Genomic DNA, 14,613 nt, shown 5'->3' with positions numbered 1-14,613 from the left:
CCCCCGCCCCCGCCCCTGGTCCGCCGCAGGTCGTGGACGACAATCCTGACGTGGGTGAGACGGCTGGCCTCCGGCGAGGCATCCGGGTGCTGACCCTGTTCGCCGGGCTCGCGGTCATCCTGATGCTGGTGCTCGCCGTCTTCTCGGCGCTGCGATCGCGGCATGCCGCGGGCGAGCGGGGCCGCCATCTCGACCCGGCGGCGACCACCACGGCGCTGCTCCTCGCCGCCTACGTGGACCAGGAAAGCGCCCTGCGCGGCTACATCGTCACCCGCGACCGCGGCTTCCTCGCCCCCTTTCATGCCTCCGACCGGGAGCTGCCGGGCCTGGACGCCCGCCTCGCCGACCTGCTGGCCCAGTTCCCCGACCTGCGTGCACAGCACGACAAGGTCGGCGAGGCGTATCGCACCTGGCGCAGCGAGGTCGTCCAGCCGGAACTCGCCGCGATGGCCCGCGGGGACGTCGCCCGCGCCTCGTCGATCGTCCGCTCCAGCGCCCGCGAGGACTTCGACGAGCTGCGCCGCCAGGTCGCCGGGCTCGCCGGCCAGATCGACCGCGAGCAGACCGAGGCGTCCAACCGGGTCGAGAACGCCGCGGTGCTGCTGCTGAGCTCGCTGGTCAGCGCGATGGCCGTCATCCTCGGCGTGCTCGTGACGGTCATGATCGTGTCCCGGCGCTGGCTGCTGCGCCCGATCGGCGCCCTGCAGCGCTCCGTCAACGCGGTCGCCGCCGGGCGCTACGACACGCGCATCCCCTCGGTCGGCCCGGCCGAGATCGTCGCCCTGGCCACCGACGTCGAGACGATGCGCGCCCAGCTCGTCCGGCTCGTCCGGCAGAACGAGCGGTCCTGGGAAGCGCTCGCCCAACAGGGGCCGGCCGTGATCGCGCTGCGCGACGCGCTGACCCCCTCGGTACTGCGCGCCCGGGGCGTGATGCTGCACGGCCGGGTCGATCCCGCCCAGGGCGAGCTCGCCGGTGACTGGTACGACGCCCTTGACCTGCCGGACGGCCGGGTCGCGGTGATCGTCGGCGACGTCTCCGGCCACGGTGCCACCGCCGGCGTGTTCGCCCTGCGGCTCAAGCAGCTCCTAGACGCCGCGCTGTCCACCGGTGCCACGCCCGCCATCGCCGTGGAATGGGTCGTCGAGAACCTCGGCGACACCGAGGAGATGTTCGCCACCGCGATCATCTCCATCGTCGACCCCGGCAGCGGCGAACTCACCTACGTCAACGCGGGCCACCCCGACGTCCTGCTGCTGCGCCGGGCCGGTGCGGCGTGGCCTGAGCGGACGACCTCCGCGGCCGCCCCTCCCGCCACGCCCGCGTCCGCGCCTGAGCCCGCGTCCACGTCCGCGCCTGAGCCCGCGTCCACGTCCGCCTCCGAGGCTCCGTCGGCGCCGAGGCCGTCGCCCGCGCCGGAGCCTCCCGCAGTTCCAGCGTCCCCATCCCCGTCCGCGTCGGCGCCCGTGTCGGAGTCCCCGTCCGGGCCGGTTTCTCCCGCCGAGCCGTCGTCCGCGCCGCCATCCACGTCCGCGCCGGCGGCCGCGCAGATCGTCCGGCTGCCGCCGACGGGCCCGTTGATGTCCAGCCTGCTGACCGGCCCTGGTGCCTGGGAGAGCCGCACCCTGCGCCTCGACCCTGGTGACGTGCTCATCGCCTACACCGACGGGCTGGTCGAGGCCCGCGACGGCGACGGCCGCCAGTTCGGTGTGCACCGGCTGATCGCGGAGATCCTGCGCGACCCGGGCCGCACTCCGCTGGCCCTGCTCGACGACGCCTTCGACGCCGTGCGCCGGCACGCGCCGGGGCGGCAGGGCGACGACCGGACGGCCATCATCCTCGCCCGCACCGATCAGCCGCCCCAGAGCGCGGACGGTTCGTCGTGATGGCGACTACTAGCGTGGTCACAGGGATTTTCGGGTACATCGCCCACCATGAACGACGAGTCCGGCACGGACCGGCCCACCCGCTCCACGCGGTCCCCGCGTGCCCTGGTCTCCCGCTTCAGCCCGCTGCGGCTGATCGCCACCATCCTGCTCGCCGTGCTCGTCGTCGGCCTCGTCGCGGTGGTGGCCGGCTGGCGACCCAGTCTCAACCCGTTCACGCAGCGCACGATCGACCGCAGCTCCCCGGCGGTGCTGCGCTCGCTGGAGGATCTCAGCCAGTACCACGCCGCGGGCGCCCACTTCGAGGTCGTCGTCGACCTGGAGCAGGACACGAAGTGGCTGCCGTCGGCGCTGAAGGGTGAGCGCACCCTGTTCGTCGGGGTCGGCACGGTCGACGCGATGGTCGACTTCGGTCATCTGGACGCCGGCGCCGTCAAGGTGTCGCCGGACCGCCGCTCGGTGAGCATCGAGCTGCCGAACCCGACCCTGTCCAAGCCGCAGCTCGACCTCGACCACAGCTATGTAGTCGCCCGCCAGCGCGGGGTGCTGGACCGGGTCGGCGGCCTGGTCGGCGGCGTCAGCAGTGACAAGGCGCTCTACCAGAAGGCCTCGACGAAGATGGCCCAGGCCGCCCAGACCGACGGCCAGGTCCTCGAGCTGGGCAAGAAGAACACCACCGCGATGCTGCGCGGCCTGCTCGGGGCCCTGGGCTTCACCAACGTCCAGGTCACCTACGCCGCCGACCGCCGCTGACCCGGCCCTCCCGCCCGCGACGCCGGTCCAGGCCCAGGCCCAGGGCCGGCGCGCCAGGCCCACGGCCGGGGCGGCGTGGCGTCTCCTCGGCCGCACGTGCCTCCCGGCGGGGTGTGCTCAGCACACCCCGCCGGGACCGGAGGCATCGACGCTCAGCCTCGCGACGCCTGCTCGGCGACGACCCTGTCGATCTCGGTCCGGAAATGCTCCGAGATCTTGATGACATGCGGCTCGCGAAGCAGATAAAAATGCTCACACGGGACGTAGTGGGTGTCATGGCTACCGGTCAGATACGTCGACCAGGCATTCTCGGAGTCGGGATTCTCCGCGGAGCGGTAGACAATCGTGCGCCCGGCCCACGGGCGGGGCCGGTAAAACCGTTCGAGCAGTCGGCCGTGATTGAAGAAGACATCGAACTGCTCCAGTCCCCCGAACTGCACCACGCCGGTCAGGGGAATCTGCACCATTTTCTTGAGAGTTGCCATGTTGGTGAAGTTGGCCCGCTGCTCCGGCAGCAGCCGCTGGGTGAACCGGGCGAGCCGCCCGCGGTAGCCGCGGGCGTGTTCCTGCGCGCTGTCGCCCGCGGTCCCACTGCCACTGCCGGTCCCACTGCCACTGCCACTGCCGGTGACGGCGCTGCCGTCGACACCCTGGGCGGCGGGGGCGTTCTCACCGTCCTCGTTCGGGCCGATGCGCAGGGAGGACGGCAGGTAGGTGTCCATGATCGACAGAAAGCCCACCTCCTCGCCGACCGCCGCGAGCTGCTGCGCGATCTCCATCGCGATCAGGCCACCCAGCGAGTGCCCGGCGAGCAGATACGGGCCCCGCGGGGCGAGGACCCGGATCACCTCGAGGTGGCGCCGCGCCGTCTTCTCGACGCTCCAGTCCGGGAAGCCGCGCCGTTCCAGGCCATGCGCCTGGAACGCGTAGACGGGCTGGTCGTCGCCGAGCCGGCGGGCCAGCGAGTGGAAGCCGAGGGCGAGCGCCCCGGCCCCCGCGAAGCAGAACAGCGGCGGGCGCGACCCCGTGGTGCGCAACGGGACGACCGTGGGGTGGCGCGGCCCGGACTGCTGGGCCACCGACACCGCGTGCGAGAACGCGCCGAGCGTGGGCGCGTCCACCAGCGCGGACGACGGCATCGACACGCCGAGCTTCTCCTGCACGAGCGTGAGCAGCTCGTTCGCGGCCAGCGAGTCGCCGCCGAGCTCCATGAAGTCGTCGCCGACGAAGACCTCCTCGACGTCCAGGACGCGGGTCCAGATGTCGGCGACGACGATCTCCCACTGCGTCCGGGGACGCTTCGAGATGGTGCGCGCCGGCGGGGGAGGCAGGGCCCGCCGGTCGATCTTGCCCCGCTCGTTGCGGGGCAGCTCCGCCAGCGGGACGACCATGGTGGGCACCATCCAGACCGGTAGCCGTTCGCGCAGCGCCCGCCGGATCCGCACGGGGGACAGCGTGTTCCCGTTCACGGCCGGCACGACGTAGGCGATCAGACGGTGCTGTGCGGTGTCCTCGTCGGCGACGGCGGTGACCACGGCCTCCGCGATCTCCGGGGAGCGCAGCAGCGCCGCCTCGACCTCGCTCGGCTCCACGAGGTAGCCGCGGATCTTCACGGCGGCGTCGCGGCGGCCGAGCAGGATGACTGTGCCGTCCGGCTCGATCCGGCCGAGGTCGCCGGTGCGGCAGCTGGTCCGCCCGTCGGCCAGCGGGAGGAACCGCTCCGCGGTGAGCTCGGGGTTGTCCCAGTAGCCGGCGGACAGGAACTCCGAGATCACCTCGACGTCCCCGGACTCACCGGGCCCGGCCACCCTGCCGTCCTCCCGACGCAGCAGCACCTCCTTGCCGGGCGCGGGCAGGCCCGCGGGCACCGTGCCGTGCGGGATCGGCGCTCTCGGCCCGATCTCGTGGAAGCCCAGCGAGGCGATCTCCGACGCGCCCGACCAGTTGACGTAGGTGCAGGTCGCGGGCACGTGCGCGCGCAGCGCGGCGACGTCGCGGCCGTACGCGGCCTCGCCGCAGGTGGTGACGAGCCGCAGGTCGGGCAGTACCTCGTCCACCTCGAGCGCGCCGACGAGGGCCCGCAGCAGGCTCGGCGTGGTCTGCAGGGCGGTGAGGTTCTGCGTGATGATCCAGTCGCCGAGGCCGCGCAGACCGGCCGCGCGCGGGTCGTAGGCGTACAGCCCCGCCCCGTTGAGCAGCCCGAACACGACCACGGTGATCCCGGCGGCGAACGAGTACGGCAGCACCAGCGCCAGCCGGTCGCCCGGGGCGAAGCCGAGCCGCTCGGCGCCGGCGAACGCCTCGCAGAGGAAGGTCCCGTGGTTCCAGACCACGCCCTTGGGCGTGCCGGTGGACCCCGAGGTGAACACGACGCAGGCCGGCTCGTCGAGCCGTGGTTCCGGCCACCACACGGCGTCCGCCCCGTTCGCCGCGATCCACTCGGCTCCGTCGCCGGCGGCGCAGGCCAGGTCCAGGACGAGGCGCGGGGCGTCGTCGCCGAGCGCGTCGAGCACCGGCCGGGGGTTGATCTCGGCCACCGCGGAGGCGTCGGCACCCTGGGCGCCGACGGCGCGCAGGCCCACCGTGGAGCGGGCGACGGCGGCGTCCCCGAGGTCGGTGAGCAGGGCGACGCAGCCGGCCTGGCGGACGATCTGCGCCATCCGCTCCGCCGGCACCATCGGGTCGAGCGGGACGACGGGCCGTCCCGTCTTCATCGCGGCCAGCAGGCCCAGCAGCCCGGCGACCCCGTGCGGGAGCAGCGTCGCGACCGGGCCGAGCTCGCTCGCGTCGAGGCGGCCCAGGATGGCCACGGCGATGGCGTCGGTGCGCCGGTCGGCCTCGGCGAACGTCATAGCCACCCCCGGGGACACCAGCGCGGGGGTGTCCGGCAGCCGGGTCGCCACCTCGCGGAACCGGCTGACCACGGACGCGGGCAGATCGTCGAGATCCAGCGCGGGAAGGGGAACACCGCCCGCGGGGGCCTCGACCGCCACAGCCGCGCGCCGATCGCTTTCGTTCAATGCCGCTCCTTCGTCCTCTGTGCTGCCGGCGCTGTCGGCGCGACGCTCCGCGACAGGCGGTCACGAGGCGCGCCGGTCGTCGGCTCGTCAGTCGTGCGCGACCAGGCAGCGAAGCACCCGGCACGCTCTGCTGGGTCGCCGGCGAGGCGACGGGCAGGCGCGACCGCGGGCGGGTCGCCGCCTGGCAGAAGTGGGCCGGGCGAGGTGATCTCCTCTTACCGACGGCGGGCGCGGCGCGGCGACCGTTCGCTCGATGTACACGAACTGCCTCCCCAGCATCCAGTTCCGTGTAGCGTGGAACTTTATACCACGATGGTGTGGCTGACTTATCGCCACCCCTTGTAGCCCGCCCGGCATGCCGGTTTGTCGGCCGGTAATCATCGGCGGGTATCCCCGCCGATGATTACCTGGGTACGGCGTCTTTTACCGTGATCGGCCGCCGACTTCGAGGTCCGAACGGTGCCATTCCGGCCTGGCCGGGCTCGTGTCCGGCGTACGCACCCCCCGCCCGCGTGTCGTGCCCGCGACTATCTCCTCCGCCAGGCGTCGCCGTGGACGCGCCGCCTGCCTCGCCGCCGCGTGATCGCCGTCTCCTGTCCGCACGACTGCTGAGGCGACTTGCCTTCGCAAGGTTGAGTGGCCTAGACTCATGAACTGTGAACGACAGGAGGTTGCAAGCCACAGGGTGGTCGGCGCAGGTCGACCTGCGGGCCCTGTGGGTGGCGCGTCCGGTCGGAGTTCCGAACTACTGAGCACATAGAGGGAGATCGCTGTGGCTACCTACCTGTGGGACCCGTTCGCCGCGCTGGGCCGGATGGACCGGGAGTTCGACGAGATCGTCCGACGTGCGTGGGGGACGCGCCGCCCGGCGCTCGCCACTCGTGCGCAGGACGCGGAGCTCGCCGTCCCGTCCGCCGACGTCGTGGCCGACGGCGAGGACGTGGTGATCAACCTGGAGCTGCCCGGCGTCGACGTCGAGCGTGACGTCGTCGTGGAGATCGACCGGGGCCGTCTGGTGGTCCGCGGTCAGCGCGGCGGGCAGCGTGAGGAGGCGCGCGGCGGGCGGGTGCACCGCGAGCGGTGGAGCGGCGGCTTCCGTCGCGAGTTCCGGCTCCCCGAGCGGGTCGACGCCGCGCGGATCTCCGCCGGCTACGAGCGGGGCGTGCTAAGCGTCCGGCTCGCGGGCGCGGCGGTGGAGCCCAAGGCCACCAGGATCGCCGTGACCCCCGCGCGTGACGGCGCGATCCCCGAGGTCGCGCCTGTGCGGTCTGGCGACGCCCCGGCGCCCGCGGCCACGGAGTCGGCGCCTGGGCGCAACGACGCCGCAAGCTCCGCCGAGGCCACTCCCTCCGCGTGAGCCCGCGGATCGGGACGTCGGCGGGGCGTTCCGACGGGCATCCGGCGGATCGGGTCCGGGCCGGCCGCGGCCTGGACCCGACAGCCGGCCCGGACCTGATGCCGGTTCAGCGCTGGCGCAGTGAGTCGCTGGATGTCGAGCGGCCCGACGATCCCCGGCTGGAGGAACCACGACTGGACGGCGGCGGCACCATGGGGCCGACGTCGCCGTCGGGAGCCGTGTCCAGGTCGACGACGACCGGGGCGTGGTCGCTGGTGCCGGTGCCCTTGCGAGCCGCCCGGTCCACCCACACGGCACAAACCCGTTCCGCCACGTCCGCCGTCGCCAGCGTGAGGTCGATGCGCATCCCGTAGTTCTTCGGGAAGCAGAGCTGCCGGTAGTCCCAGTACGTGTAGACGACGTCGTCGGGCCAGCGAGCCCGAAGGACGTCGGTGAGGCCGGCGTCGACCAGTGCCGCGAGGGCGGAGCGTTCCGCCGGGGTGACGTGGGTGGCTCCCTCGAACTGGGCGACGTCCCACACGTCCGCATCGGTGGGAGCGATGTTGAAGTCGCCCAGCGTCATCAGCGGTCCCCGGGCCGACTCCGCCACGACCACATCGCGCAGAGCCGCCAGCCAGGTCAGCTTGTAGGCGTAGTGCGGGTCGTCCACCGTGCGGCCGTTCGGCACGTACAGGGACCACACCCGGATGCCGTCACACGTCGCGGCGATGGCGCGTGGCTCCGGCCCCGGGAATCCCGGCCCGCCGGGCAGGCCGCGCACGACGTTGTCGAGGCTGCCGCGCGACAGGATCGCGACCCCGTTCCACCGCCCGTCGCCATGGTGGGCGATCCGGTAGCCACGGCGGAACAGATCCTCGTCGAACAGCTCGAGGAACGCGTCGTCCGAGAGCTTGGTCTCCTGCAGGCACACCACGTCCGGCGCCGCCCGGTCCAGCCACTCGATCAGCCGGGCCTGGCGGGCCTTCGCGGAGTTGATGTTCCAGGTCGCGATCCGCACAGGTGTGACGGTAGTACCGCGCTCCGACAGGCCCGCGCCGAGGACACCACGAGGTACCGAGAGGACCCGACATGCGATGCTGCGAGCTGTGGACCCACGCCTGCGGGCCGCCGTGCGGACCCCAGCGGTAGCGGAGCGCCCCTACGTCCTGTGCAGCTGCGCGATGTCGCTCGACGGACGGATCGACGACTGTTCCGACGAGCGGCTGATGCTGTCCGGCCCGGCCGACCTCGACCGGGTCGACGAGGTGCGCGCCGGCTGCGACGCGATCCTCGTCGGGGCGGCCACGGTGCGCCGCGACGACCCGCGCCTCGTGGTGCGTGCCGAGCATCGCCGCGCCGCCCGGGTGGCCGCCGGCAGGCCGCCGACCCCGCTGCGGGTCGTGCTCTCCGGCGCGGCCGACCTCGATCCGGCCGCGCGGCTGTTCACCGCCGACCCGGGTGAGGTGCTCCTCTACCGGCATGCCGTCGGCGGACCGGCGGAGAGTCCCTGGGCGGGCCGGGGCGCTGTGGCGACCGCCGGCGGCAGGGCGTCGGTGACCGTCGTCGACCTGCCAGCCCGGCCGCGGCTCGCCGTGGCCGACGTGCTCGCCGACCTCGCCCGCCGGGGTGTGCGCCGGCTGCTCGTGGAGGGCGGCACCTCCGTGCACACCGCGTTTCTCACCGCCGGCGTTGTCGACGAGCTGCACCTCGTCGTCGCTCCGTTCTTCGTCGGCGTGGCCGAGGCGCCCACCTTCGTGGCGCCCGGCGACTACCCGCAGGGAGTCCGCGCGCCCCTGCGGCTCGCGGAGGTCCGCCAGCTCGACGACGTGGTCCTGCTCCGATACCTGCTGGCCGAATCAGGGACCTGACCTGCGGGTCACAGGCCCGGCCGAACCAGGAGCGACCGGGTTTTCTCACCGCCATCACGGGCATCGCCTCATCCGGATCAATCCGGTCCGGTGACGGCGAGGAGTTGATGGCAGTGACGGTGCAGACGGGCGGCCGGTTTCGGCACGCCGTGAGCGGCGGGCGCGGGCCGAGCGCGGGCGGGGCCAAGGGTGCCGCCCGCGAGGCGCGGCACAGCAGGTCGCTCGACATCGCCGCCCGGATCGGGCTGGCCGGGCGCGGCCTGGTCTACCTCCTCATCGGCGTGCTCGCCGTCGAGGTCGCCTTCGGGCTGAGCAACGCGCAGACGAACCGGTCGGGCGCTCTCGGCCAGATCAAGGACAAGCCGTTCGGGTCCGTGGTGCTCGTGATCCTTGTCGTCGGCTTCCTCGGCTACGCGATCTGGCGGCTGCTGGACGCGGCCGTCGGCGAGCAGGGCGAGTCGGACCAGAAGAAGCGCACCGCCAAGCGGCTGGTCTCCGCCGGACGCGGCGTGGTCTACCTGGCGATCGCCGGCAGCACCATCAGCTTCCTCACCTCCGGCGGCGGGGGCTCCAGTGAGCCGGCGCCGTGGACCGCGCGGGTCATGCGCAACGACACCGGCCGCGTTCTGGTCGGCTTCGTCGGCCTCGTCGTCATCGGGATCGGCGTCGGGATGATCGTCCGCGGGGTGAAGCGCAAGTTCGAGGAGAAGCTGAAGACCGGGCGGATGGGCCCGTTCGCGCGGCGGATCGCGAAGCCCGCGGGCACGGTCGGGTATGTCGTGCGGGGCGTCGTGTTCGGGCTGGTCGGCGTGTTCGTGACCAAGGCCGCGATCGAGTTCGATCCGCAGGAGGCCAAGGGCCTCGACGGCACGCTCAGGACACTCGCCGGGCAGGCGTACGGCCAGTGGCTGCTCGCCCTGTGCGCGCTCGGCCTGGCGCTGTTCGGCGTCTACTCCTTCTTCGAGGCCCGTTATCGCCGGCTCTGACCGGCGAAGCCCCGCCCGGGCGGCCATCCGCGGGTAGCGTGCACCCTGCCCGTCGTGCTGGGGCACGCCCGGGCCTCGGGTGAACGGGCGTCGGCGGCCAGCGCGGAGGGGGCACGATGCGGCGGTCGGTCAGCGCCCGCCCGTCGCAGGAGGCCCAGGCCGCGCGGCCGTCCCGAGCGGCCCGGCTGCTCGCCGACGTCTCGCCGCTGCGGGACCATCCGGCCTACCGCCGGCTGTGGCTGGGGGAGACGATCTCGTCCCTCGGCTCCCAGATCACCGCCACCGCGGTGCTGCTGCAGGTCTTCGCCGTCACCCGCTCGTCGTTCCAGGTCGGCCTCGTCGGCGTGGTCGGCCTGGTCCCGCTGGTCGTCGGCGGTCTGTTCGGCGGGGCGATCGTGGACGCGGTCGACCGCCGGCGTCTCGCGATCCTCACCTCCGGCGGACTCGCGGCCATCTCACTGGCGTTTCTCGCGCTGACGGCGACGGGCGGCGTCGACACCGTCGTCTGGCCGCTGTTCTGCCTTGTCGCCGCCCAGTCCGCGCTGGTCGCCATCGACCAGCCGGCGCGGCGCGCGATGGCCCCGAGCCTCGTCCCGCTGGAGAGCCTGCCGGCCGCGTCCGCGCTGTCCCAGATCGGCGGGACGATCGCCCAGGTCGGCGGGCCGATGATCGCCGGCCTCGCGGTGGCCGTCGGCGGCTTCTCCTGCGCCTACACGGTGGACCTCGCGACCTTCGCCGCCCCGCTGTACGGGCTGGCCCGGCTCGCGGCGATGCCGCCGGCGGGCGGTGGGCGTGCCGCCGGCGTGGCCAGCGTGGGGGAGGGGCTGCGGTTCCTGCGCGGTCAGAAGGTGCTGCTGATGACGTTCGTCGTCGACATCATCGCGATGGTCTTCGGGATGCCGCGGGCACTGTTCCCGGAACTCGCCGAGACCCACTTCCACGGCGGCAGTACCACCGCGGGCGCCATGTTCTCCGCGGTCGCGGTCGGCTCGCTGATCGCCGCCGGGCTGTCGCGCCCCCTCGGCGAGATCCGCCGGCAGGGCGTCGCCGTCGTCGTCGCGATCGCCCTGTGGGGCGGGGCGATCGCCGGGTTCGGGCTGGTGCACACCCTGGCCGCCGGCCTGCTGCTGCTCGCGCTGGCCGGGGCCGCCGACATGGTCAGTGCGATCCTGCGCAACGCGATCCTCAACGTCACCACCCCCGACGAGATGCGCGGCCGCCTGCAGGGCGTGTTCCTGGTGGTGGTCACGGGTGGCCCACGGCTCGGCGACCTGGAGGCCGGCGGTGCCGCGGCCGCGGTCTCGCCGGGTTTCTCCGTGGTCAGCGGTGGCCTGGCCTGCATCGGCGCGCTGGCCGTCTCGTGCGTGGCGGTGCCGGCGCTGGTCCGCTACGACGCCCGCGCCGCGCTCACCCGCGCCCACGAAAGGGAGCGGGAACGGGAGCGGGAACGGGAGGGCTCGCCCGCGGGCGACCAGGACGGCGGCGCATCCACCGCGGTCGTGCCCGAAGCACGGGAACCGCGCGCGCTGTCCGCCGAGGAGGGCTCGCCGGCCCAGTCCATCGAGGACCGACCCGTCTGAGCGGAATCGGCGGGTCGTCGCGAGGTCCCGCCGGACGGGGCGCCGGTGGACGGGGCGGGCAGCGGCGGGGGTGGCCAAGGACGTGGGCCGGGCAGCCCGAACCGGTCGTTACTGGATCGTTACGGCGGTGCCGTTCCGGCGTCATCGGGTTCTCGTCGAATGCCAGTTGACGATGGCTCCTGTGGTGAGACCTCGCGGGCGGGGGTGGCGGACCGTGATCGAGAGCACCGTGACCGAGACGGCGTCGGGCGCGTCGCTGGCCGAGCGGGCGGCGGCCGACGGCACGTCGTTCGTGCTGGCGACCTTCGTCGACCTGGACGGCAAGCCGTGCGCGAAGCTCGTCCCGGCAGCGGCGCTCGACCGCGCCCAGACCGACGGCGTCGGCTTCGCAGGGTTCGCGGCCGGCGGCACCGGGCAGGTCCCGAGCGACCCGGACCTCATCGCGAGGCCCGATCCGGACTCCTACGTCGCGCTGCCGTTCGTCCGCCCGGGACTGGCGATGGTGCAGTGCGACCCGCATGTCGAGGGTGAACCGTGGCCGTACGCGCCGCGGATCATCCTGCGCCGGATGTGCGAGCGGCTCGCGACCGAGGGAAGGTCGCTGCGGGTGGGCGCCGAGTGCGAGTACTTCCTCGTCGAGCGGCGCGACGACGGCACGATCGTCCCCGCGGACGCTGCGGACCGCTCCGCCAGGCCCTGCTACGACGCCCGCGACCTGACCCGCATGTACGAACATCTCACCGACGTCTCCACGGCGCTCAACACGCTCGGCTGGGACAACTACGCCAACGACCACGAGGACGGCAACGGCCAGTTCGAGCAGAACTTCGCCCATGCCGACGCGCTCACCACCGCCGACCGGGTCATCGCCTTCCGCTACCTCGTCCGGATGATCGCCGAGCGGCGCGGCATGGTCGCCACCTTCATGCCCAAGCCGTTCAGTGGCCTGACCGGCAGCGGCATGCACCTGCACGTCTCGCTGTGGGCGGGGGAGCGGGCGCTGTTCCCCGACCCGGACGATCCGCGCGGGCTCGGCCTGTCGGAGCTGGCCTACGGCTTCGTCGGCGGCGTGCTCGGCCACGCGCCGGCGCTGCTCGCCCTGCTCACCCCGACGGTGAACTCCTTCAAGCGGACGGGCGCGGCCACGCCGAGCTCCGGCGCCACCTGGACGCCGACCCGCGCCACCTACGGCGGCAACGACCGCACCCATCTGGTGCGGGTACCCGACGGCGACCGGGTGGAGATCCGCGTCGTCGACGGGGCGGCCAACCCCTACCTGGCGATCGCCGGGCTGATCGCGGCCGGGCTGGACGGCGTCGACGCGAAGCTCGACCCCGGTCCCGTCGGCGGCCCGGGCCGGCCTGGGGGGATCGGTACGACTCCCGTGCCGGGAGCGGCCGGCGGCGAGCTGCCGCCGACGCTGCTGCACGCGGTCGAGGCGTTCGTCGCCGATCCGGTGATCACCGGGGCGCTCGCGGCCGCGGGCGCGGGCGGCGACGTGCCCGCCTACTACGCCGCCCGCCGCCGCGCCGAGTTCCTCGACTGGCACAGCCAGGTGGGCGGCTGGGAGATCGACCGCTACCTGACCGCGTTCTGATCCGGGTCCCGCATCGAGGCGGCGACGGCGGGCGCGGACGGGATCCGGCGGCACGGAAGCGAGGCGAGGGGAGGCGTCATGTGCGGCATCGCGGGCCTGCACCTGAAGGACCACACCTATCGGGAGCGGCTTGGCGCCATGGTGGCTGGCATGCTGCGCGGCGTCGCGCGGCGCGGCCCGGACTCGGCGGGCGTCGCGATCCACGACGATGTTCCCGATGTTCCCGATGTTCCCGATGTTCCCGGCGTTCCCGGCGTTCCCGGCGTTCCCGGCGTTCCCGGTCAGGCGGTCCCGGGCGTTCCGGCGGCACCGGGGGCCGGCCTCACGGTGTTCAGGGAGGTCGGTGACCCGGAGGAGTTCGCCGCGCGGATCGGCCTGGCGGGCCGGGCGGGGGTGCGCGCCCTCGCCCACACCCGGATGGCGACCGAGTCCGCGGTCACCGCCGCGCACTGCCACCCGTTCGTGGCCGGCGAGGAGCGGCTCTGCCTCGTCCACAACGGGTCGTTCGCGAACCACGCGACGATCCGTCGCCGCCTCGCGGGCCTGGGCATCATCACCGAGACCGACAACGACTCCGAGGTCGCCGCGCACTGGCTCGCCGCGCGCCGCGCCGCCGGCGACGACCTCACCACCGCGCTGCGCCGCCTCACCACCACCTTCGACGGCTTCTTCACCCTCGCGGTCACCACCGCGGACAGCTTCGCCGTCGTGCGCGACCCGATCGCCTGCAAGCCGGCGATCATCGCGGAGACCGACCACTGGGTGGCCGTCGTGTCCGAGTACCAGGCGCTGCTCGGCCTGCCCGGCCTCGCCGACGCCGTCGTCTTCGAACCCGAGCCCGAGGAGGTCTACCTGTGGGCGAGCTGAGCGGCACCACCGCCGTGGTGGACGAGGCCCGCGACGAGATCGTGCTCGACCTGGCCGCGATGTCGACACGCGAGGCGAACGCCGCCCTGCGCTCCCTGCCGGACGGCGCCCGTGCCCGCCTCGACAACCCGGCCGGGCGGCACAACCTGGCCGTCGGCCTCACCCGGGCGGTGCACGTGCGCATCGCGGGGCCCGCCGGCTACTACGTCGGTGGGCTCGGCGCCGCCGCCGAGGTCGACGTCGACGGCCCGGCCGGCTGGGGCGTCGGGGAGAACCTGATGTCCGGCACGGTGCGGGTGCGCGGCGCGGCGAGCCAGAGCGCCGCCGCGTCGGCGCACGGCGGTCTCGTCGTCGTCGAGGGGGACGCGTCGCTGCGCGCCGGGATCTCGCTCAAGGGCGGGCAGCTCGCCGTCGCCGGTGACGTGGGGCGCTCGTGCGCGTTCCTCGCCCAGGCCGGGACGATCCTCGTCGGCGGCGACGCCGGCGAGGCGCTCGGCGACTCCCTGTACGAGGCGGTGATCTACGTCGCCGGCCGGATCCGCGGCCTCGGCACCGACGCCCGGGTCGAGGACCTCACCGAGGCCGACGTGGCGGCCGCGGGCGCGCTGGCCGCGGCCGCCGGCTTCGACCACGTCGACCCGCAGAACGTCACCCGGGTCGCCTCCGTCCGCTCCCTCTACCACTTCGACACCGCCCACCACGGCGCCTACTGACGGCGCC

At 73.7% G+C, this 14,613-nt stretch carries 11 protein-coding genes; 9 read left to right on the top strand and 2 right to left on the bottom strand.

Going from position 1 to position 14,613, the window contains the following annotated elements:
* Together C1A33_RS20980 and C1A33_RS20975 are read left to right on the top strand one after the other, a co-directional pair.
* The coding region (locus C1A33_RS20980; protein ID WP_243407776.1) for a PP2C family protein-serine/threonine phosphatase at positions 1-1,886 on the top strand (1,886 nt) is incomplete at its 5' end.
* Positions 1,887-1,934: 48 nt separating this feature from the next.
* Entirely contained in the window at positions 1,935-2,639 is a 705-nt protein-coding gene (locus tag C1A33_RS20975; RefSeq protein WP_101833124.1) for a DUF4230 domain-containing protein, read from the top strand.
* A 152-nt stretch (positions 2,640-2,791) separates the two neighbouring features.
* Here the strand turns inward: C1A33_RS20975 and C1A33_RS20970 are convergent, their stop codons facing one another.
* Positions 2,792-5,659 carry a non-ribosomal peptide synthetase gene (locus C1A33_RS20970; RefSeq protein WP_101833123.1) on the bottom strand — a complete coding sequence of 956 codons (2,868 nt, stop codon included), beginning with the start codon at positions 5,657-5,659 and terminating at the stop codon, positions 2,792-2,794.
* 772 nt (positions 5,660-6,431) lie between these two features.
* Between C1A33_RS20970 and C1A33_RS20965 the strand changes: the two genes are divergently transcribed.
* Positions 6,432-7,016 (top strand): Hsp20/alpha crystallin family protein, encoded by a 585-nt coding sequence (locus tag C1A33_RS20965; protein WP_101833122.1) that lies wholly within the window; start codon positions 6,432-6,434, stop codon positions 7,014-7,016.
* Positions 7,017-7,122: 106 nt separating this feature from the next.
* Here C1A33_RS20965 and C1A33_RS20960 read toward each other — a convergent pair whose 3' ends face one another.
* Positions 7,123-8,013 carry an exodeoxyribonuclease III gene (locus C1A33_RS20960; protein ID WP_101833121.1) on the bottom strand — a complete coding sequence of 297 codons (891 nt, stop codon included), beginning with the start codon at positions 8,011-8,013 and terminating at the stop codon, positions 7,123-7,125.
* Between the two features lie 76 nt (positions 8,014-8,089).
* Between C1A33_RS20960 and C1A33_RS20955 the strand changes: the two genes are divergently transcribed.
* The 6 genes from C1A33_RS20955 (at position 8,090) to C1A33_RS20930 (ending at position 14,606) form a co-directional block, all read left to right on the top strand.
* Complete coding sequence (locus C1A33_RS20955) at positions 8,090-8,863, top strand: RibD family protein (RefSeq protein ID WP_101833120.1); 774 nt, start codon at positions 8,090-8,092, stop codon at positions 8,861-8,863.
* Positions 8,864-8,976: 113 nt separating this feature from the next.
* The gene (locus C1A33_RS20950) at positions 8,977-9,849 is read left to right on the top strand and encodes a DUF1206 domain-containing protein (protein WP_243407775.1); all 873 of its coding nucleotides are present in this window, start codon (positions 8,977-8,979) and stop codon (positions 9,847-9,849) included.
* Between the two features lie 116 nt (positions 9,850-9,965).
* Positions 9,966-11,429 (top strand): MFS transporter, encoded by a 1,464-nt coding sequence (locus tag C1A33_RS20945; RefSeq protein WP_101833118.1) that lies wholly within the window; start codon positions 9,966-9,968, stop codon positions 11,427-11,429.
* Between the two features lie 214 nt (positions 11,430-11,643).
* Positions 11,644-13,026, top strand: a complete 1,383-nt coding sequence (gene glnT, locus C1A33_RS20940) for a type III glutamate--ammonia ligase (RefSeq protein ID WP_243407774.1) — start codon at positions 11,644-11,646, stop codon at positions 13,024-13,026.
* Positions 13,027-13,104: 78 nt separating this feature from the next.
* Positions 13,105-13,893 carry a class II glutamine amidotransferase domain-containing protein gene (locus tag C1A33_RS37520; RefSeq protein ID WP_101833116.1) on the top strand — a complete coding sequence of 263 codons (789 nt, stop codon included), beginning with the start codon at positions 13,105-13,107 and terminating at the stop codon, positions 13,891-13,893.
* Positions 13,881-14,606, top strand: coding sequence for a GltB/FmdC/FwdC-like GXGXG domain-containing protein (locus tag C1A33_RS20930; protein ID WP_243407773.1), 726 nt, complete (start codon positions 13,881-13,883; stop codon positions 14,604-14,606). The genes C1A33_RS37520 and C1A33_RS20930 overlap by 13 nt, the downstream gene beginning before the upstream one ends.
* The last annotated feature ends 7 nt before the right edge of the window (positions 14,607-14,613 follow it).

The organism is Frankia canadensis (genome assembly GCF_900197875.1).
Lineage (GTDB): Bacteria > Actinomycetota > Actinomycetes > Frankiales > Frankiaceae > Frankia > Frankia canadensis.
Note: the sequence above shows the minus strand (reverse complement) of the source record. Positions and strands in the feature narration are given on the sequence as shown.